At 73.4% G+C, this 19,036-nt stretch carries 24 protein-coding genes and 1 pseudogene; 12 read left to right on the top strand and 13 right to left on the bottom strand.

Translation table 11 applies throughout. From position 1 onward, the window contains the following. Positions 1-97 precede the first annotated feature (97 nt). Positions 98-988 carry an arginase family protein gene (locus AB0J67_RS08045; protein ID WP_363477821.1) on the top strand — a complete coding sequence of 297 codons (891 nt, stop codon included), beginning with the start codon at positions 98-100 and terminating at the stop codon, positions 986-988. Positions 989-991: 3 nt separating this feature from the next. On the opposite strand, the gene AB0J67_RS08040 is transcribed toward AB0J67_RS08045, so the two are convergent. Then, positions 992-2,479: an SDR family oxidoreductase gene (locus tag AB0J67_RS08040; protein ID WP_363477818.1), complete on the bottom strand. Its 1,488-nt coding sequence runs from the start codon at positions 2,477-2,479 to the stop codon at positions 992-994. A gap of 261 nt (positions 2,480-2,740) precedes the next feature. Between AB0J67_RS08040 and AB0J67_RS08035 the strand changes: the two genes are divergently transcribed. Both AB0J67_RS08035 and AB0J67_RS08030 read left to right on the top strand, forming a co-directional pair. Beyond that, positions 2,741-3,043: an antibiotic biosynthesis monooxygenase gene (locus AB0J67_RS08035; protein WP_363477815.1), complete on the top strand. Its 303-nt coding sequence runs from the start codon at positions 2,741-2,743 to the stop codon at positions 3,041-3,043. A gap of 32 nt (positions 3,044-3,075) precedes the next feature. Further along, positions 3,076-3,627, top strand: a complete 552-nt coding sequence (locus AB0J67_RS08030; protein WP_363477812.1) for a DUF4262 domain-containing protein — start codon at positions 3,076-3,078, stop codon at positions 3,625-3,627. A gap of 45 nt (positions 3,628-3,672) precedes the next feature. Here the strand turns inward: AB0J67_RS08030 and AB0J67_RS08025 are convergent, their stop codons facing one another. The 3 genes from AB0J67_RS08025 to AB0J67_RS08015 all read right to left on the bottom strand — a co-directional run bounded on the left by AB0J67_RS08025 (position 3,673) and on the right by AB0J67_RS08015 (position 6,217). After that, the gene (locus tag AB0J67_RS08025; protein WP_363477809.1) at positions 3,673-4,245 is read right to left on the bottom strand and encodes a hypothetical protein; all 573 of its coding nucleotides are present in this window, start codon (positions 4,243-4,245) and stop codon (positions 3,673-3,675) included. A gap of 65 nt (positions 4,246-4,310) precedes the next feature. Then, a complete protein-coding gene (locus AB0J67_RS08020) occupies positions 4,311-4,952 on the bottom strand; it encodes a response regulator transcription factor (protein ID WP_363477962.1) in 642 nt (213 codons plus the stop codon). A gap of 5 nt (positions 4,953-4,957) precedes the next feature. Then, entirely contained in the window at positions 4,958-6,217 is a 1,260-nt protein-coding gene (locus AB0J67_RS08015) for a sensor domain-containing protein (protein WP_363477806.1), read from the bottom strand. A 213-nt stretch (positions 6,218-6,430) separates the two neighbouring features. Between AB0J67_RS08015 and AB0J67_RS08010 the strand changes: the two genes are divergently transcribed. From AB0J67_RS08010 to AB0J67_RS08000, 3 genes are all read left to right on the top strand, one after another. Further along, a complete protein-coding gene (locus AB0J67_RS08010) occupies positions 6,431-6,967 on the top strand; it encodes an AAA family ATPase (RefSeq protein WP_363477803.1) in 537 nt (178 codons plus the stop codon). A 106-nt stretch (positions 6,968-7,073) separates the two neighbouring features. Continuing rightward, positions 7,074-7,553, top strand: coding sequence for a nucleoside deaminase (locus AB0J67_RS08005; protein WP_363477800.1), 480 nt, complete (start codon positions 7,074-7,076; stop codon positions 7,551-7,553). Between the two features lie 15 nt (positions 7,554-7,568). Beyond that, entirely contained in the window at positions 7,569-7,913 is a 345-nt protein-coding gene (locus tag AB0J67_RS08000; RefSeq protein WP_363477797.1) for a hypothetical protein, read from the top strand. A gap of 4 nt (positions 7,914-7,917) precedes the next feature. Here AB0J67_RS08000 and AB0J67_RS07995 read toward each other — a convergent pair whose 3' ends face one another. After that, entirely contained in the window at positions 7,918-9,342 is a 1,425-nt protein-coding gene (locus tag AB0J67_RS07995) for a glutathionylspermidine synthase family protein (RefSeq protein WP_363477794.1), read from the bottom strand. A gap of 3 nt (positions 9,343-9,345) precedes the next feature. Further along, on the bottom strand, positions 9,346-9,870 hold the full coding sequence (locus AB0J67_RS07990) for a hypothetical protein (protein ID WP_363477791.1): 525 nt from the start codon (positions 9,868-9,870) through the stop codon (positions 9,346-9,348). A gap of 114 nt (positions 9,871-9,984) precedes the next feature. Between AB0J67_RS07990 and AB0J67_RS07985 the strand changes: the two genes are divergently transcribed. The 3 genes from AB0J67_RS07985 to AB0J67_RS07975 all read left to right on the top strand — a co-directional run bounded on the left by AB0J67_RS07985 (position 9,985) and on the right by AB0J67_RS07975 (position 13,295). Continuing rightward, positions 9,985-10,386, top strand: a complete 402-nt coding sequence (locus AB0J67_RS07985; protein ID WP_363477959.1) for an NUDIX domain-containing protein — start codon at positions 9,985-9,987, stop codon at positions 10,384-10,386. A gap of 2 nt (positions 10,387-10,388) precedes the next feature. Then, positions 10,389-10,982 carry a histidine phosphatase family protein gene (locus tag AB0J67_RS07980; protein ID WP_363477788.1) on the top strand — a complete coding sequence of 198 codons (594 nt, stop codon included), beginning with the start codon at positions 10,389-10,391 and terminating at the stop codon, positions 10,980-10,982. A gap of 300 nt (positions 10,983-11,282) precedes the next feature. After that, a complete protein-coding gene (locus AB0J67_RS07975) occupies positions 11,283-13,295 on the top strand; it encodes a PQQ-dependent sugar dehydrogenase (RefSeq protein WP_363477785.1) in 2,013 nt (670 codons plus the stop codon). A 106-nt stretch (positions 13,296-13,401) separates the two neighbouring features. Here the strand turns inward: AB0J67_RS07975 and AB0J67_RS07970 are convergent, their stop codons facing one another. Continuing rightward, positions 13,402-13,887 (bottom strand): SRPBCC family protein, encoded by a 486-nt coding sequence (locus tag AB0J67_RS07970; RefSeq protein ID WP_363477782.1) that lies wholly within the window; start codon positions 13,885-13,887, stop codon positions 13,402-13,404. Positions 13,888-13,901: 14 nt separating this feature from the next. After that, on the bottom strand, positions 13,902-14,858 hold the full coding sequence (locus AB0J67_RS07965; protein ID WP_363477779.1) for a hypothetical protein: 957 nt from the start codon (positions 14,856-14,858) through the stop codon (positions 13,902-13,904). Positions 14,859-14,861: 3 nt separating this feature from the next. Between AB0J67_RS07965 and AB0J67_RS07960 the strand changes: the two genes are divergently transcribed. Continuing rightward, positions 14,862-15,203: a hypothetical protein gene (locus AB0J67_RS07960; protein WP_363477776.1), complete on the top strand. Its 342-nt coding sequence runs from the start codon at positions 14,862-14,864 to the stop codon at positions 15,201-15,203. Here the strand turns inward: AB0J67_RS07960 and AB0J67_RS07955 are convergent. Further along, a complete protein-coding gene (locus tag AB0J67_RS07955) occupies positions 15,184-15,324 on the bottom strand; it encodes a hypothetical protein (RefSeq protein ID WP_363477773.1) in 141 nt (46 codons plus the stop codon). The genes AB0J67_RS07960 and AB0J67_RS07955 overlap by 20 nt on opposite strands. Before the next feature lie 115 nt (positions 15,325-15,439). Between AB0J67_RS07955 and AB0J67_RS07950 the strand changes: the two genes are divergently transcribed. Continuing rightward, positions 15,440-16,207, top strand: coding sequence for a hypothetical protein (locus AB0J67_RS07950; protein WP_363477770.1), 768 nt, complete (start codon positions 15,440-15,442; stop codon positions 16,205-16,207). Between the two features lie 34 nt (positions 16,208-16,241). Here the strand turns inward: AB0J67_RS07950 and AB0J67_RS07945 are convergent. Next, positions 16,242-16,341: pseudogene (locus tag AB0J67_RS07945) on the bottom strand (type I methionyl aminopeptidase); the annotation flags it as partial. A 16-nt stretch (positions 16,342-16,357) separates the two neighbouring features. Beyond that, positions 16,358-16,648, bottom strand: a complete 291-nt coding sequence (locus AB0J67_RS07940) for a helix-turn-helix transcriptional regulator (RefSeq protein ID WP_363477767.1) — start codon at positions 16,646-16,648, stop codon at positions 16,358-16,360. Positions 16,649-16,723: 75 nt separating this feature from the next. Here AB0J67_RS07940 and map point away from each other — a divergent pair, with 75 nt between their 5' ends. Beyond that, the gene (map, locus tag AB0J67_RS07935) at positions 16,724-17,542 is read left to right on the top strand and encodes a type I methionyl aminopeptidase (protein WP_363477764.1); all 819 of its coding nucleotides are present in this window, start codon (positions 16,724-16,726) and stop codon (positions 17,540-17,542) included. Positions 17,543-17,557: 15 nt separating this feature from the next. Here map and AB0J67_RS07930 read toward each other — a convergent pair whose 3' ends face one another. Both AB0J67_RS07930 and AB0J67_RS07925 read right to left on the bottom strand, forming a co-directional pair. Next, positions 17,558-17,773, bottom strand: a complete 216-nt coding sequence (locus tag AB0J67_RS07930; protein ID WP_363477761.1) for a ferredoxin — start codon at positions 17,771-17,773, stop codon at positions 17,558-17,560. Beyond that, positions 17,770-18,969, bottom strand: coding sequence for a cytochrome P450 (locus tag AB0J67_RS07925; RefSeq protein ID WP_363477758.1), 1,200 nt, complete (start codon positions 18,967-18,969; stop codon positions 17,770-17,772). The genes AB0J67_RS07930 and AB0J67_RS07925 overlap by 4 nt, the downstream gene beginning before the upstream one ends. Between the last annotated feature and the right edge of the window lie 67 nt (positions 18,970-19,036).

Genomic DNA, 19,036 nt, shown 5'->3' with positions numbered 1-19,036 from the left:
CAGGAACTGCCGACCTGCGGTCAGTGGTGGCGGCGACCGCAGACGCGCCGCGCGAGCCTGCTTGCCGCCGCCGCGTCGCCGCACAAGACTTGTCACCATGATCACTGTGGTGGGGGTGCCGATCGACTGCGTCGGGGTGCCCGAGGCGGGCGACCCGCCGTTGCGCACCGAGCTGGCACCCGGCGCGCTGCGCGCCGCCGGCCTGGTCGGCGCCGTGGGCGGGCGCGACGCAGGGGACCTGCCGGTGCGCCTGGTCGGCAAGGTCCGCGACGCGCACACCGGTGTGCTCGCCTGGCCCTCCGTGCGCGCCATGACCGACGTGGTACGCCGCAGCGTCAGCGAGCTCGTCGCCGCCGGGGACCGGCCGCTGGTGCTGGGCGGCTGCTGCACCCTGCTCCCGGCCGCGCTGGCCGGGGCCCGCGACGCGCTCGGCGGCATCGGGCTGGCGTACCTGGACGGGCACCTGGACCTCTACGACGGGCGCACCTCCCCCACCGGCGAGCCCGCCGACATGCCGATCTCCGTAATCACCGGGCACGGGCCGGTCGACTGGGTGGACGCCGTCGGCGGCCCGCTGGTCACGCCGGACCGGTTGCGCCTGCTCGGGGCGCGCGACCGGCACGAGGCCGTCGAGTACGGCTCGGTGCTGCCCGAGCAGCTCGGCTACCCGCCCGAGTCCACCCCCGACGACCTGCACGAGCAGGGCATGACCGACGCGGGCCAGCAGGCTCGTGACCTGCTCGCGGCCGGCGGGCCGTACTGGGTGCACCTGGACGTGGACGTGCTCGACGAGCATGCCTTCCCCGCCACCGACTACCTGATGTCCGGCGGCCTGCGCCTGGCCGACCTGCGCGACCTGATGCGCCCGCTGACCGGGTCGGCGGCGCTCGCCGGCGTCTCGATCGGCTGCTACAACCCCGCCAAGGATCCCGACGGCGCCTGCGCGGCCGCCCTCGTCGACCTGCTCGGCGACGTCCTCACCCGCTGAGGGTCAGCCGCGTTCGGCGGCGCGGGCGATGTTGCGGGCCATGCCGCCGAAGACGATGGCGTGGAACGGCGAGATGGAGCGCCAGTAGAGGTGCCCGGCGAGGCCACGCGGGATGAACACGGCGCGCTGCTCGTAGCGGCTGCCCGCCGGGTCGTCGCAGACGCGCAGCTCCAGCCAGGCCCGGCCGGGCAGCATCATCTCCGCCCGCAGCCGCAGCAGCCGCCCCGGCTCGATCTCCTCGACGCGCCAGAAGTCCAGCGCCTCCCCGGTGTAGAGCTCGACCGGGTCGCGGCGGCCGCGGCGCAGCCCGACCCCGCCGATCACCCGGTCGAACCAGCCCCGCGCGGACCAGGCCAGCGGGAACGAGTACCAGCCCTTCTCCCCGCCGATGCTGGTGACCACGTTCCACAGCGCTCGCGGCGGGGCCTTCACCTGCTGCGTACGGTGGTCGATGTAGACGCTGCCGCCGGACCAGTCGGGGTCGGTGGGCAGCGGTTCGGCCGCCGCCCGGGTCCAGGTCGCGGTCGACCAGCGGGTCTCCACCTCCGCGTCGCGGATCTTCAGCAGCGCGAGCCGGACCGCCTCGTCGAACGGCTTCAGGCCGCCCGCCGGGTCGGCGACGTACCGGCTGATGTCGTGGTCGTGGCACACGGCCTCGTGGATCAGGCTCTCGACCAGCGGTTTGGCTATCGCGCCGGGCACCGGGGTGATCAGGTTGACCCACTGCGAGGACAGCCACGGCGACAGCGTCCGCACGGGCACGATCACCCGGCGGTTGAGGTGGGCGATGTGCGCGTAGCGCTGCATCATCTCCCGGTACGTCAGCACGTCGGGTCCGCCGATGTCGAACGACCGGTTCACCTCGCCCGGCACGCTCGCCCAGCCCACCAGGTAGTGCAGCACGTCGCGCACGGAGATCGGCTGGATCCGGTTGCTCACCCAGCGCGGCGTGACCATGACCGGCAGCCGCTCGGTGAGGTAGCGCAGCATCTCGAACGACGCCGACCCCGAGCCGATGATCACGGCGGCCCGCAGCGTCACGGTGGGCACGCCGGACGCGGTCAGGATCGCCGCGACCTCGTCGCGGGAGCGCAGGTGCGCCGAGCCGGCGGTGCCGTCCGCGGACGGCTCGGGCACCGGGCCGCCCAGGTACACGATGCGCTTGACGCCCTCCTGCAGCGCCGCCGCGGCGAAGGTCTGCGCCGCCCGGCGGTCGATCGCCTCGAAGCCCCGCGAGCCGAGCGAGTGCACCAGGTAGTAGGCCACGTCGATGCCGCGCAGCGCCTGGCGGGTGGCGGCCAGGTCGAGCACGTCGGCCTCGGCGACCTCCACCCGCGCCGCCCAGGGCACGTCGCGCAGCCGGCTCGCCGAGCGCGTCATGCAGCGCACGCGGTGCCCCGCCTCGATGAGGCGCGGCGTGAGCCGCCCGCCGATGTACCCGGTCGCCCCGGTCACCAGCACCCGCCGACCCCCGCCAGCCCGCTCCCCCACACCCCCACCCTAGGCCCCACCACCCACCACACCCCACCATCCACCGCGTTGATCATGAACTTGTGGACGTGTTCGACGGCGTGTCAGCACCCCCAGACCGTGATCACCGCACAGGGCAAAGGAGTGCAATCCAGGTGTCGGCGGGCAAATGTCGCTAACGTCTCTGGTGACGAGCCGAGGTCTTCGCGATCGGGTCGCCGACGAGCGCCGCGGTGACCACTGGCCGAACCCGCCGGACACCACCAGCCACAGGGAGCGCACATGGTCACGGTCGGTCTGCTGGCGACGCTGCATGCCGCGCCCGGCAAGGAGGAGGAGGTCGCCTCGTTCCTGGCCGGCGCCCTTTCGCTGGCCGAGGGCGAGCCGGGCACCGTGGCGTGGTTCTGCTTCCGGATCGACGAGACCACGTTCGGCCTGTTCGACGCGTTCGGCGACGAGGCGGCGCTGCAGGCGCATCTGAACGGCGACATCGCCGGCTCGCTCATGGGCCGGGCCGGTGAGCTGCTCGCCAAATCGCCGGAGATCCGGCACGTCCAGATGCTCGCCGCGAAGCTGCCGGGCTGAGCCACACCACGCGCACCGCGTAGCATCCGCTGGTGCCCGTGCCGCCGCCCGAACGTGAATGCCACTGCCTGCGCTGCGAACCGCCTCGCTGGTGGCGGCGACCGGGCACGCGTGACGCCGCCAACGTCCGCATGGTCGGCACCCATGGCTGGGCGGTGACCGGAGTGTTCGGCGACCCGGCGGGCGAGTGGGCGTACAGCATCGGGCTCTGGCACACCTTCGGCAGCCCCGAGCTGTGCCTGGTGGGCGTGCCGCACCAGTACGCGACCCGGTACGTCAACACGGTCGCAGGGCAGATCAGGGACGGCGACCCGCTGGAGCCGGGCCGGGTCCGCACCGGAGTCATGGGCGGCCACCACGACACGCTGGGCATCGCGCCCGTGCACGACAGCTGGTATCCCCGGCTGTTCGGCGCGGCGATCGACTACTACCAGCGACCACCGTTCCCGATGGTGCAGCTGGTCTGGCCGGACGGATCCGGCCGCTTCCTGTGGGATCCCGAGGTGCACGACGGCAACCGGGACCGCCAGCCGTCGCTGTTCCTGCCCCTGGACCAGGCCGCCGCCCCGTGGCAGGACCGGTAGCGCTCTCGGCGGCCACCGGTGCGGGTCGACCGGACGCCGCGCCGGTCAGCCGGCGGGGACGGCGGCCGTGCCGGCAGCGCGCCGACGGCGTGCCCGCGCGGCGACCACGTACGCGACAGCGGTCAGCAGCAGCGCGGCGCCGAGCTGCCACGGGAAGCCGAACATCAGGGTCGCCCAGGTGACCAGCGGATCCGTGCGCTGCCAGAGCGTCTGCGCGGGGACGCCGCCGCCCCCGTCCGGGCTGACCTGCGGAGCCAGCGGCGCGTAGACCACGCTCACCCGGTCGCCGCCGAAGTCCCGACCCAGCTCCGCGAACAACGACGGGTCGAGCCGGGTCGTCTCGACGTACACCGAGCCGTCGTGCAGCGGCACCACGGCCTGCCATCCGCCGTCCCCCCGCGCGATCAGCCGGTCGGTGACGGCGTCGAGGTGCGGCGCCCGGACGGTTCCCGGCTCCTGCCGCGGGCGGGCGTCGACCAGCGGAAGCTCCCACCCGGACAGGGAGACGCCCGACCAGTGCCGTGGCGCCGGCCCGACGGCCGCCGACGACAGCACCAGCAGCGGCACCAGGATCGCCAGGAGGATCACCGTGGCGGCGGCGCGGACAACCCGATTCATGCTCATGATGACGCCCCGCGCCCGCACCTGGTTGCGGGCACCGGCCGCCGGATTCCCGCTCGGCGTCAGGAGCGCAGGTAGGCCAGCACGGCCAGCACCCGCCGGTGCTGGTCACCGTCGGGGGCCAGGCCGAGCTTGGTGAAGATGTTGCCGATGTGCTTCTCCACCGCGCCGTCGCTGACCACCAGCTTCCGCCCGATCGCGGTGTTGGACCAGCCCTGCGCCATCAGCTCGAGCACCTCCCGCTCGCGGGGCGTCAGCTCCTGCACCGGGTCCCTCCTGCCACGCAGCATCAGCTGCGAGATCACCTGCGGGTCGAGCACGGTCGCGCCGGCGCCGACCCGGGCCAGCGCGTCGAGGAAGCCGTCGACGTCGACCACCGTGTCCTTGAGCAGGTAGCCGACCCCGCCCCGGCCGTCGGCGAGCAGCTCGTCGGCGTACGCGAGCTCGACGTACTGCGACAGCACCAGCACCCGGGTGCCCGGCGTGTCCCGGCGGACCCGCACCGCGGCGCGCAGGCCCTCGTCGGTGTGGGTGGGCGGCATGCGTACGTCGACGACCGCGGCGTCCGGGGTGTGCTCGGCCACGGCCGCGACGAGCGCGGGGCCGTCGCCGACCGCGGCGACGACCTCGTGCCCGGCCTCGGCCAGCAGCCGGACGATGCCCTCGCGCAGCAGCACGCTGTCCTCGGCGACGACGACGCGCATCCGGCTCACGCCACCGGCACGGTCGCCGGGGCCTGCGCGACCAGAATCGTCGGCCCGCCCGCCGGGGAGTCCACGGCGAACTCGCCGTCCACCGCGCGCAGCCGGTCGGCCAGACCGGCCAGGCCGTGGCCCTTGGCCAGGTGCGCGCCGCCCGCGCCGTCGTCGGTCACCATCAGGTACACGCGACCATCCTGCTCGGTCAGCTCGATCCGGGCGCAGGCGGCCCCGCTGTGCTTGGCGATGTTGGACAGCGCCTCGGCCGCGGCGAAGTAGAGCGCGTTCTCGGTCGCGGCGGGCAGCCTGCCCTCGACCGCGACGTCCAGCTCCACCGGCACGGTCGAGCGTTCGGCCAGCGAGGTCAGCGCGGCGGCCAGGCCGCGGTCGGCGAGGATCGGCGGGGCGATGCCGCGCGACAGCGCCCGCAGCTCGTCCAGGGTCTCCTTGGCCTGGCCGAGCGCGCCGTCGATGGTCGACGCGGCAGCGGACGGGTCGTCGGCGAGCTGCCGCCGGGCCCGGGACAGCTCCATGGCCAGCCGGATCAGGCGCTGCTGCGGCCCGTCGTGGATGTCGCGCTCCAGCTTGCGCAGCGCCACCGCCTCGGCGGACACCGCCGCGGCCCGACCCTGCGACAGGTCGTCGATGCGGCCCTGCAGCTGCGCGAGCCGGGTCAGCATCATCGAGGCGAACCCGGACTGCAGCGCCGCCGCGCCCCGCTGCACGCCGTACAGCGTGACCAGGGCGAACGCGCCGATCAGGACGTGGAAGGTGAGCCGGTTGGCGGCCGTGTCGGCGCCGAACAGCACCTCCACCACGACGTTCTGCCCGTCCTCCTCCGGCAGGAACCGGCCCCAGTACCAGTAGGTCAGGCCGCCGAGCGCCGCCGCCCACCAGGTCACCGTGAACACGAACGCGATGATCGCGATCGGCAGGTTGAGCACCGCCCACAGCAGGTCGAGCCAGCTCTGACCCTGGCGCAGCGGTGCGAGCAGGCGCCGGATCCAGCCCGCGCCCTGCGCCGCCCGGCGGTAGTGGGGGCGCGGCACCGGGCGGCCGTACAGGTGCTGCTGGCGCAGCCGCTCGATGTCGGCGAACCCGCGGGCGGTCAGCACCGCGGCCGCGAGCAGGGCGATCCCGATGAAGAACGTCACCAGCGTGCCCACCCCGGCCGCGAACAGCGTCACGCCCAGCGAGAACGAGGCGATGGCCAGGGGCAGGCCCAGGAGGTTGTACGCGGCGTCACGGCCGAGCCGCTGCAGGATCGTCATGCCGCAGACGCTATGCGCCCGGTCGCGCCGATCCCATCCCGCTACCCGCCGACGTGACGGTAGGGACAGCCCTACCCCGCGGCCGACGGAGCGGACGGCGAGCCGACCGGTCGCCCACGCGCGACAACTTGTGGGTTGTCCCGACAACCCAGAAGTTGTCGCGCTCCGCGATATACGGGCGACACGGACAGGCCGGGTCGACATCATGGGGCGGTGATGGAGGAACACGTCGAGGTGCTGTTCATCGGCGGGCGGTCGGGGGTGGGCAAGTCCACCGTCGGCTGGGAGGTGTGCGCACAGCTCGACGCGGCCGGGGTGGCGCACTGCTACCTGGAGGGCGACTTCCTGGGCCAGGTGTTCCCGCCGCCCGAGGGCGATCCGGACCGCGCCCAGATCACGCTCGACAATCTGGCCGCGCTGTGGCGCAACTTCGCCGCGCGCGGCTACCGCCGGCTGGTCTACACCAACACGGTCAGCGTGCTGTACGCCGACGAGCTCGCCGAGGCCCTGGCGGCGCCGACGCGGCTCACCCGCGTGCTGCTGACCGCCTCCGACGAGGTGGCCAACGGGCGGCTCGCCGCACGCGAGCAGGGCGGCGGCTACGCCGTGCACGTCGAGCGCAGTGCCCGCGCGGCGGCCCGGCTGGACCGCGACGCGCCCGCGTCCGTGGTGCGGGTCGCGACCGACGGCCGTACCGTCGTCGACATCGCCGCCGAGGTCGTCACGGCGACCGGCTGGACGCCGCGCTAGATCTGCCGCCAAGATCGCCCGACTTGCCTGGCAACTGTGCGAATCTTGCGCGTGGATACGCCCATGTGCCAGGCAAGTCGGATGATCTAGCGGGACGGAGTGGACTGTGGTCGACGAGACGGATCTGATGTATCTGCGGCGGTGCGTGGAGCTGGCGACGCTGGCGCTGGAGGTCGGGGACGAGCCGTTCGGGTCGGTGCTGGTCGGCCCGGACGGGACGGTGCTGTTCGAGGACCACAACCATGTGGCGTCGGGGGATGAGACGCGGCATCCGGAGTTCGAGATCGCGCGGTGGGCGGCGGAGCATCTGAGCCCGGCCGATCGGGCGCTGGCGACGGTGTACACCTCCGGCGAGCACTGCCCGATGTGCGCCGCGGCGCACGCCTGGGTCGGGCTGGGGCGGATCGTGTACGCCAGCTCGTCGGAGCAGCTCACCGCGTGGCGGGAGGAGATGGGGCTGGCGCCGGGGCCGGTGCGGCCGCTGCCGATCCAGCAGGTCGCGCCGGGGATCGTGGTCGACGGGCCCGCCCCGGAGCTGGCGGGCGAGCTGCGCGAGCTGCACCGTAGGCTGAACGGCGTCGCCTGACCGAGGAGGTGTGCGGTGGCGTTGCGCCCGTCCGAGGACGCCCTGAACGCGCTGCGTGACTTCACGCAGCGCATCCACGCGCTGGACCGCACCGCGCCCGCGGTGCAGGAGCTGGTCGTGCGCGTGGGCGAGCGCGAGGAGCGGCTCGCGCTGTCCGAGCCGGTGGTGCAGGCGCTGGTGGAGGCGCTGCGCGTGTTCCACGACCCCCGGGACAAGGGGCGCTGCGACTTCTGTGGCGGCCCGCTCGACGACAACTTCCTGTGCCGCGACTGCGGCGCGTTCAGCGGCGTGTTCGGCCAGCTGCTGGCCGAGCGGGCCGGCGGCTACACCCCGCCCGAGGAGCTGCCGCCGGCCCCGTGACGGCTCAGCACTGGTGCGAGCCGATGGTGTGCGGCATGAAGCAGGCGCCGTTGCGGGTGATCAGGCCGTCGGTGCCGACGCCCTCGCGGATGCCCATCCCGGCCGGCTCGCCGTCGACCATCCAGACTCCGAGGACCGGATGGTACGGCCCGCCGGGCCCGTCGAACGACGGCAGCTCGCACAGCTCCTGGCAGATCATGCCCGCGTCGCCGTAGTCGCCGCCGGTGCTGGCCAGCACCGCGCCGTCGCGCACCAGCTCGATGTTGGCGCCCTCGCGCGACCAGATCGGCTTGCGGGCGTAGCTGGTCATGCCCGCGGGCCGCGCGTCGGCGAAGTACGCGGGCAGCAGCAGCTCGCGGTGCACCGGGTCGTCGCGGTACAGCTCCCACAGCACCGGCAGCAGCGCCTTGTTGGACCACAGCGCGGCCGTCCACGGCGGCTCGATCCAGACCGTGCCGCGCTTGTTCGGGTCGGCCATGTCCGCGAAGATCGGCCGGCCGCCCTCCTCGTGCCACAGCCACTCCCACGGGTAGAGCAGGAAGATCACGTCGATCGGCGTGGCCTGCGCGCCCTTGCTGGGCTCGTACACGATGCGCCCGTCGGCCATGTCGACGCCGATGCGGTCCACCTCGATCAGCTCGACCGGGTAGCCGGCCTGCCGGGCGGTCTCGGCCAGGTAGCCCGCGGTCATCAGGTCCTCGCCGGAGGCCTCGGTGCCGTCGTAGGCGAAGTACACGGTGGGGCGCTGCGGCAGCCAGGGGCGGGCGGCGACGAGCTCGCCGAGGTTGCGCCGCCAGGCTTCGATCAGGCGCTCGTGCACGCTGGTCCACTGCCGCTCGGGGTGCAGGGTGCGGCCGGTGTCCTCCAGCCACCGCCACTGCACCACGGCCGCCTCCAGCAGCGACGTCGGTGTCTGCGCGTTGTACTCCAGCAGCTTGGGGGTGGTGCCCTTGCCGCCGTACCGGATGTCGAAGCGGCCGTAGACGCTCGGTGAGAAGTCGGGGCTGTGCCGGGTGTGCGCGTGCGCGCCGAACAGGTCCTTGTCGCCGTGCGTCCACGTCTGCGGGCTGGCGTCGTACCAGGTGCGGATGACCTGCTCGTGCGCGAACTCGGGCACCCCGGCGCGGCTGAGCCGGCACGTCGCCGGGGTGCATACCGAGGTCAGGTACGCCTCACGGCGCACCGCCGGGTCGGTGCGCGGGCAGCCGGCCACGATATGGTCGCCCGCCGCGACGCACATGCGCTGCAACGTCGCGGCGGCCTGCTCCAGCACGAGGATCTCGTCGAGGTCGAAGTCGTAGAACGGCCCCTCGCGCCAGTACGACTGCACGGCGCCGTCCTCGCGCACCGTGTCGTTGAAGACCAGCCCGAGCGAGCGGTTCGTCTCGGCCCAGCCGGGGCGGGGCGGGGCGTGATGGATCCGGCGCACCGCTCAGCTGCCCACCGTGCCGCTGCCGCTGCCGCCGACGATGCCCAAGCGCACGGTGCTGCCGTTGGTGATCCGCGACGGCAGGCCCCAGCCCGACCGGGCGGAGGTGTCGGAGGCGTTGAACATGTCGCCGCCCGACGGCAGCCGCATGCCGGGCCGCAGGTTGCGCGCGTACAGCGTCGAGAAGGCGAGGAAGTACGGCCAGGTGTCGTCCAGGGCGACGTTGGCGTCGCAGTTGCCGGGGTCGACGATCAGCTCGGTCTCGTCCACGCAGTAGAAGACGTAGGTGTCCTCGTCGGGGGTGTAGACCGGGTCGGGCGCGGGCGGGATCGGCGTGTTGAGCTGCACCGGCGGCGGATCGTAGACGGTGCCCGGGTCGCCGTAGCTGCCGGAGCTGTAGTTGGGCTGGTAGTGCGGGTCGTCGGGCGGGCCGACCGAGCCGAAGCCGCAGCCCACCGACGTCGCCGCCAGTCCCAGGAACGCCGCGCCCAGCGCCACGTCGCGCGATCTCAGCCGTCGGTCGGCCATGTGTCTGTCTCCCCGTGTCCGGTGGGCCATCACTGTGACAGGGGCCCGCAAGCCGACCGCGCCTGCCCTAGGCTGGGCGGCGTGGAAAACCAGGTCGTGGAACTAGCCGCCGTCATGCTCGTCGACCGGACGGGAGCGCTGCTGCTGCAGCTGCGCGACGAGCACGCCCCGCACCACCCGAACGTGTGGGGCCTGCCCGGCGGGCACGTCGAGCCCGGCGAGACCCCGGCCGAGGCCGCGCCCCGGGAGCTGCTGGAGGAGACGGCGCTGCGCCCGGAGGAGCCGCTGCGGCTGTTCCTGACCCAGCCGCTGCCCGCGACCAACCGGCTCAAGCACTACTTCTACGGCCCGACCAGCGCGGTGCAGGACGACGTGGTGGTCGGCGAGGGCGCCGCGATCGTCTTCGTGCCCGCCGACCGGATCCTCGACGGCCGCGAGTTCACCCCGGGCACCGCGGTCGCGCTGGCGCAGTTCCTCGACTCTGCCGAGTACGCCCAGCTCGTGGCGAGGGGCTGACGATGGCCGACCGTCTGCTCTATGTGGTCCGGCACGGCGAGGCCGACCCGCTCGGCGCGCTCACGGCGGCCGGGCGGGAGCAGGCCGAGCTGACCGGCCGGCGCCTGGCCGGGATGCCGTTCGACGGGGTGTGGCACAGCCCGGTGACCCGGGCGGTGCAGACCACGGAACTGATCACCGCGCACCTGCCGGGTGTGCCGGTCGAGCAGTGCGACCTGGCCGGTGACTACGTGCCGCACCGGCCCGCGCCCGAGGAGCTGCCCGCGGCGTACGCGCACTTCCTGGACGGGTACAGCGAGCAGGAGATCGCCGAGGGTGCGGCGCTGGCGGCGGCCGCCGAGGCGCGGTTCGCCCGGCCCGCCGAGCGCGACACCCGCGAGCTGCTGGTCACGCACAACTTCCTGGTCGCGTGGCTGGTGCGGCACGCGCTGGACGCCCCGCCGGCCCGCTGGATCGGCGTCAACCAGGCCAACTGCGGGCTGACCGTGCTGCTCTACCGCGACGGGCGGCCACCGGCCCTGGTGACCTTCAACGACCTGGCCCACCTGCCCGAGCACCTGCGCTGGACCGGTTTCCCACCCGCGCACCGCGTCTGAGCCCGCGGGTTCCCGCTCGACACATCGACCGGTGCCGTCGCCTTGTGCGACGGCTTTCGCCCGATTAGCCTCCTATCGGGAGTCTTCTGCCACGTGGCGCAGAACGTGAGCCGAAACCATCTCGGTCGCGGCGTGCCGCCAGGCGGCTCGGCAAAGTCCCGGTGCGAGGGCGCACGCCACCGGGCCCGCCGCGTGCGCGCCCATCTCCCCCTCTCCTCCCCCTCGGACGTCCATTCCCGACCACGACGCCGCCCCCGCGGGTCAGGCCCGCACGGCGTCCCGAATGTCCTGGAGACTCCGATGCACTCGACAAGAAGGCGGCTGGCCGTGCTGCTGGCCGCCACCCTCGCGGCCACCGCCGGTGCCGTCGCCGCCGTCACCGCCGCGCAGGCGGCCGCCGGCTGCCGCGTCACGTACACCGTGTCCAGCCAGTGGACCGGCGGCTTCGGCGCCACCGTCAGCCTCACCAACCTCGGCGACCCGGTCAGCAGCTGGCAGGTCGGCTGGTCGTTCGGCGCCGGGCAGACCATCACCCAGCTGTGGAACGGCACCCACACCCAGTCCGGCGCGCAGGTCACCGTCCGCAACGCCGCCTACAACGGGTCGCTGGCCACCGGCGCGAGCACCGCGTTCGGGTTCAACGGCAGCTGGACCGGCAGCAACCCGGTCCCGACCGTGTTCACCATGAACGGCGTCACCTGCACCGGCGCGGTCACCCCGTCCTCGGCCGCGCCGTCGTCGCCGCCACCGGCCGACACGCAGCCGCCGACGGTCCCCGGCAACCCGCGGATCAGCAACCTGACCTGCAACTCGGTCACCTTCGCCTGGAACGCCGCCACCGACAACGTCGGCGTCGCGTTCTACGACATCTACCACGACGGCCAGCAGATGACCTCGGTCAGCGGCAGCACCCTGTCGGCGAACCTGACCGTGGTGGCCGGCGCGACCTGGGGCCTGTACGTCAACGCCCGCGACGCGGCGGGCAACGTCTCGCAGGCCAGCACCACGGTGACCATCACCCCGCCGCAGTGCCAGGTCGACACCACCGCGCCGACGGCGCCGTCGCAGCTGGCCGGGACCGCCGCCGGCACCACCGTCACGCTGCGGTGGACCGCCGCGACCGACGACGTCGGGGTACGCGCCTACGACGTGTACCGGGGCGGCGCGCTGGTCGGCACGGTCAGCGGCAACCCGCCCGCCACCACGTTCATCGACAGCGGCCTGGCCGCGAACACCGCGTACCAGTACCACGTGACCGCGCGGGACGCGGCGGGCAACACCTCGCCGCGCAGCAACACCGCCACCGTCACCACCACCGGCGGCTGCACCGTCTGCACGGTCACCCAGGTCGCCACCGACACCGACATCCCGTGGGGCCTGGCCACCCTGGCCGACGGGTCGATCCTCTACTCCCGCCGCGACGCCCACGACGTCATCCGCCTCAACCCCACCACCGGCGCGAAGACGACGCTGGGCACGGTGCCCAACGCGCAGAGCACCGACGGCGAGGGCGGCCTGCTCGGCATCGCCGTCGCGCCCGACTTCGCGAGCAACCCGTGGCTGTACGTCATGCACACCTCCCCCACCGACAACCGGATCGTGCGGATGCGGGTCGTCGACGACCGGCTCGACACCGCGAGCCTCGCGGTGCTGGTCAGCGGCATCGGGCGCAACAAGTACCACGACGGCGGGCGGCTGCGCTTCGGCCCGGACGGCAAGCTCTACGCCGCCACCGGCGACGCGCAGAACGGCAACTGGGCGCAGGACCGCAACCGGCTCGAAGGCAAGATCCTGCGGCTCAACGCCGACGGCACCGTGCCGGCGGACAACCCGTTCGGCAACCTGGTGTGGAGCTACGGCCACCGCAACCCGCAGGGCCTGGCCTTCGACGCGCAGGGACGGCTGTGGCAGCAGGAGTTCGGCAACTCGGTCATGGACGAGACGAACCTGATCGAGCGGGGCGGCAACTACGGCTGGCCCGCCTGCGAGGGCACCACCGGCACCTGCGGCACGGCCGGCTTCATCGCACCCAAGCGCACGTATCCGACGTCGGAGGGCTCGTGCAGCGGCATCGCCATCGTGCGTGACGCGCTGTACGTGGCCTGCCTGCGCGGCGCCCGCCTCTACCGGGCGGTGATCAGCGGCACGAGCCTGACGAACGTGCAGTCGTACTTCGTCGGCACGTACGGCCGCCTGCGCACCGTCGAGCCGTCCCCCACCGGCGGCCTCTGGCTGACCACCTCCAACACCGGCGACAAGGACAGCGTCCCCGACAACAGCAACGAGCGCATCCTCCACGTCGCGCTGGGCTGAGCCCGCGGGGCAAGATCGCCGTTTCCGGTCAGAACCTCTGGTAGGACTCCAGGTTCTGACCGGAAACCGCGATCACCACCGGACGCGCGACCCGCGCGGGTGGGCGTCAGGGGCGGGTGTCGGTGACGGCGGCGAGGACGACGGGGTCCTGGCAGCCGCGGGCGAAGCCCTGGATGCGGCGGCGGATGTCGCGGCCCAGCAGCCAGACGCCGATGCGGTCGGCGAGCGGGGCGAGCAGCGCGGGCCGGGTGCGGAAGTGGTAGCGCCAGGTCGCGACGGTGTGGCCGGGCTCCGAAGCGGGCGCGAACCGCCAGCCGCCCGCCATCATCGCGAAGAACCACGGGCCACGCACCATCTTCATGCCCACGTTCGTCGGCGGGGCGTAGGAGACGTACTCGCTGACCATCGACAGGCCGTGCCGCGAGCGGGTGTAGGTGCGCACGCCCTTGCCCGGCCGGGCCGCGCCGTCGAGCAGCTGCTGGCGGCGTACGAACGGGTCCCAGCGGTAGCGGATCTCGCCGGTGGTCTGCGACACGGCGAACGCGACCTCCGGCGGCACGGGCACGACGGCGACGGCCTCCACCACTGGCATCGGCCCATCCTGCCCTACCGGCGCACGCCGAACAGCAGCGCCAGCAGCACGGGGAACTCCAGATACGCGTGGTAGCTGGCGAATGCCTGGTAGACGGTGCGGCCCTGGCCGTAGTCGGCGAGGAACAGCACCCCGAGCACCAGCGCGGCGGCCGCGCCCAGCGCCCACGGCCGCCACCCGGCCAGCCACGGCACCCGCTGCTCGAACGCCGCCGCCGCGTCGGGCGCGTAGCGCGGCAGGAACCCCAGCCACACCACGTAGTGCATGGCCTGCAGGAACGCGAACACGGCGAGGAAGCGCAGCCCCGCGGTCAGCCCCGGCGGCGTCACCGGCGCCGCGAGCGACTCGGGTGTGCCCGCGAACGCGACCACCGCCGCCGACCCGTCGGCCGGCAGCGGATCGAACACCCCGGCCAGCAGCAGCGCGGGCACCACCAGCACCCAGCCCAGCTGCGCGGCGCGGAAGACGCCGCGCTCGCGGCCGGGCAGCCGCCGCGACCACTCCCACAGGAAGAACAGCGGCACCACGTTGTGCAGATGGGCCAGGACCACGAAGTGGTACGCGGGCCAGGCCAGCGACACCGCCGCCGCACCGGCCAGCCCGGCCAGCGCCGGGGCGAGCCAACGCCGGGGCAGCGCGTGCCACAGCCCGGCGGCGAGCACGCCGTAGCAGAGCACGATCTCGGGCACCCGCAGCGCCAGCAGCCGGCAGAACACGATCGCGGTGACCAGGGCGAGCGCGGTCCACAGCAGCCGCCCGGTGAGCACGTGCGCGAACCGCCCGGCGACGTAGCGCAGCTCCAGGACGTTGTGCAGGACCCCAAACGCGATGAGCCCGAGCACGGTGGTGGCCAGCGGGGCCCGCAGCGCGGCGGTCAGCGCGAGGGCCGCGCAGACCGCGAAACCCAGCGCGAGCGCGGTCGCGCGCGGCGGCGCGGGGGTGCGCGGTGCCTGCACGGTCGCTACCGTCATGCGATGCTCCCCTACCCGGCCGCGCTCGCGCTGACGCTGGCCGTCGAGCTCCCCGTGTACGCCGTCGCGCTGCGCCGGGGCTGGGGGGTGGGACGGCGGCGGGCGCTGCTGTGCGCGCTGGGCGTGAACCTGGCGACGCATCCGCTGCTGTGGTGGCTGCTGGGGCCGTGGACGGCGCTGTCGGCGTACCCCCTGATCATGGTTGTCGCGGAGGTGGCGGTGTGCGGCGTGGAGGCGGCGCTGCTGGCCTGGTGGCTGCGCCGCCGCGATCTGCTGCTCGCGGTGCTCGCGGTGGCCGCCAACGCCGCCTCGGTGACGGCGGGGCTCATTTACGCGAGCGCTTGACCAGCACGACGACCACGATGACGACGGCGATCACGGCGGCCGCGCCGGCACAGAGCACGGCGGCCCCGATGCCCAGCATCGTCTCCGGTGGCGGGGCGGCGTCGGCGAGAATTCTCGGCATCGATCCAGTATCCCGATCACCGGCCGCCCGTCCCTCGGCCGAATGGAGGGTCCACATCGGCCGCGTTCCGCGCCCGGCGACCACCCCGCGGGCCGATCATGTGATGTGATGAGCCATGAGCGACGGGTGGCGTGAAGCGCAGCTCGACGAGGCCGGGTGGCTGGCCGAGCTGTGCCCCGACGGCGAGTGGACCGGCTACGACCCGGGGCCCCGGCCGGACGCGGTGTGGATCCTGCACGCGATGTACGAATGGGAGTCCGGTCCCACCGAGACCACCCACCAGCAGGTGCGGGAGAGCCTGCTGGACGCGGACCTGGTCGAGCCGGAGCTCGTCGGCGGGATCAACCTCGACGAGTGGGGCGTGGTCGACACCGGCGGGGCGCTGGGCCGCTCGCAGCACCCGGGGCCGGGCTGGCGCCGGCTGCGCTGGGCCGAGCTCGCCGAACGCACCGACGAACCGGTCGTCACCCCCGGCACCAGGCCGAGCTTTCGCAGCCTGCCCGGATCGCATCCGGCCGGAAGCTGGCCCGCCAGCATCGAGCCGCCCGGCGAGGGGTCGCTGGACCGGGAGGGCTGGCTGCGGCTGGTGGAGCTGCTGACGGCGTGGGCGGGAGCGGACACGCCGGTGCTGGCGTACGTCGCGCCCGGGGCATCGGTCGACCAGCAGGGACACGTGCTGGCGGGACGGCTGGGCGACGCCGCCGAGCTGTACGACCACGAGCTGGGCAGCGGCTCGCCCGCCAACCTGTGGCCCGCGGACCGGTCCTGGGTGACCTGGTCCGACTGGGACCTGTGGGGCACCAAGGTCAGCGGGCCGACCGGCCTGGTCGAGTCGGTGCTGGCCGATGCCGAGCTGGAGGCGATCCGCCTGCCCTGGTGCTGACCGGCGCCGCGGCGATCGGCACCGCTGCCGGACCCCGGCGGCGGGCGTGGTGTTCGAGGTCCATCAGGTTGACGCCGACGGCGGCGACCCTGCTCAGCTCGGCGAGCAGCTCCCCCGACGAACCGGGCGGTCACCGCCGCCCGGCGTCGCCTACTGGAGCACGGGCGCGGCCGGTCGCCAGGCCTGGCGGCCGGGCATGTCGGCCAGCCACACCTCGGCCAGGTCACCGAGCGGGACGTCGAGGGCCTGGCTGAGGCAGACCACGGTGCCGAACGCCGGTGCGGGAAGGCGGCCCCCCTCGATCTTGCGCAGGGTCTCGGGGGAGATGCCGGCCGCCAGGGCCACCTCCACGAGACTGCGGCCGGCCCGCGCGGCCCGGAGGGCGGCTCCGAGGCGCTGACCCGCGGCGATCTGTTCGGCGGTGAGCGGTTGGCGAACCATGCCAGCAGGATATCCCCCCGACCGGCCCCGGACCGGCATGGTATAAAAATACCGCATGGGGAGAGGGAGGCAGTCGTGATCGAGCTCAAGTCCGCCGAGGAGATCGACCGGATGGCGGTGACCGGCCGGTTCGTCGGCGAGCTGCTCGCCGAGCTGAGCGGGATCGCCGCCGTCGGCGTCAACCTGATGGACCTCGAACACCACGCCCGCCGCCGGATCGCCGAACGCGGCGCGACGTCCTGCTACTGGGACTACGCCCCCTCGTTCGGGCGCGGCCCGTTCCGCAACGTGCTGTGCCTGTCGGTCAACGACGCGGTGCTGCACGGGCTGCCGCACGACTACGTGCTGCGCGACGGCGACCTGCTCAGCGTCGACATGGCGGTCGGCATCGACGGCTGGGTCGCCGACTCCGCGGTCTCCGTCGTCGTCGGCACCCCCGACCCGGCCGACCTGAGACTGATCGAGGCCACCGAGGTCGCCCTGGCGGCCGGCATCGCCGCCGCCCAGCCCGGCGGCCGCCTCGGCGACGTGTCCGCCGCCATCGGCGAGGTCGCCCGCGCCTACGGCTATCCCGTCAACGGCGAGTTCGGCGGTCACGGCATCGGCCGCACCATGCACGAGGCCCCGCACGTCGCCAACAACGGCCGCCCCGGCCGCGGCATGAAGCTCGTCCCCGGCCTCACCATCGCCATCGAGCCGTGGTTCTGCCGCTCCACCGACAGGATCACCTACGACAAGGACGGCTGGACGATCCGCTCCGCCGACGGGTCCCGCACCGCCCACTCCGAGCACACGGTCGCGGTGACCGCCGCCGGCCCCCGGGTCCTGACCCACCGCCCCGGCCAAAACGCCGACTCGGCCGATCCTGCCAGGAAGCCCGCCACAGCGCACTGACCCCGATACGGCGTCCTAGCCGTCGGTGTCCTCGACCGCTATCGCGCCGGCGGGGCAGTTGTACGCCGCCTCGCGCACCGCCTCGTACAGCTCCTCGGGCGGTTCGGCCTCGTGCAGCACCACCAGTCCCTCGGCGTCGTCCTGGTCGAAGACCTGCGGCACGATCCGCACGCAGTTGCCCGACCCGCAGCACGCCTCGCGGTCCACGATCACCCGAAGGTGGACGGTCACCACGTCACCGGCAGCCGCTGCACGCCGAACACCACCGCGTCGCGGTACTCGACGTCGGCCGGGTCGATCGCCAGCGCCAGCGCGGGCATCCGCGTGAACAGCTCCGCGAGCGCGATCCGCAGCTCGGCGCGGGCGAGCGGCTGCCCGATGCACTGGTGGATGCCGAACCCGAACGCCATGTGCTGGTGCGATCCGCGGGCCAGGTCGAACGCGTCCGCCTCCGGGAACACCGCCTCGTCCCGGTTGGCGGCGGACAGCAGCGCGATGATGCCGTCGCCGGCCTTGACCTCGTGGCCGCCGACGACGGTGTCGCGCACGGCGACCCGGGTCAGCCCCGTACGCACGATGGTCAGGTACCGCAGCAGCTCCTCGACGGTGTCGTCGACCAGTTCGGGCCGCTCCCGCAGCCGCCGGAGCTGGTCGGGGTGCTGCAGCAGCACCATGGTGCTCAGCCCGAGCATGTTGGACGTGGTCTCGTGCCCCGCGATGAGCAGCAGCACGGACAGCCCGACCAGCTCGTCCACGGTCATCTCGCCGGCGGCGACACGCTCGGTGGCGAGGCGGCTGATGAGGTCGTCGCCCGGCTCGCGCGTCCGCTTGTCGACCAGCCCGCGCAGGTACGCCTGCAGGTCCTCGATGGCGACCTTGGCCTGCTCCGGCGGTGTCTTCCAGGTCAGCAGGGTGCGGCTGCGCTCCTGGAAGTAGTCGTGGTCGGCGTACGGCACCCCGAGCAGGTGGCAGATGACCATCGACGGGACGGGCAGCGCGAAGTGCTCGACCAGGTCGGCCGGCTGCCCGGCGGCGCGCAGCTGCTCGATCGCGTCGATGACGGTCTGCCGGATCAGCGGCTCCAGGGTGCGCATGTTCTTGATCATGAACTCGGCGGTGAGCATGCGCCGGAAGCGGGTGTGCTCGGGCGGGTCCATCCGGATCAGCGAGCCGTCCGGGCGGGGCATGTCCTCGGCCAGCGGCCGGATCAGCGGGAACCCGGGCCGGGTGAAGTCGCTGGAGAAGTCGGGGCTGCGCAGCAGCTCACGGAGATGGTCGTGCCGGGTGAACATCAGCGCCCGCTTCCCGGTGGGCAGCCGGACCCAGCCGACGCCCCCGCCCTGCTCGGCGAAGTGCGGCAGGAGCGGGTCGAGGCCGTCGTTGCCGAACGGGTAGGACGGGACGTCCGTTTCCAGCATGTCGGTCATCAGAGACTCCCTTGGCGCGACCTCTCCTCAAATTACTAGGATTTGTCGGTTATCGCCGAGTTCTGCG

Source organism: Catellatospora sp. NPDC049609 (assembly GCF_040675365.1).
In the GTDB taxonomy this organism is placed as follows: Bacteria; Actinomycetota; Actinomycetes; order Mycobacteriales; family Micromonosporaceae; genus Catellatospora.
This window is presented reverse-complemented; position numbering and strand designations above follow the sequence as displayed.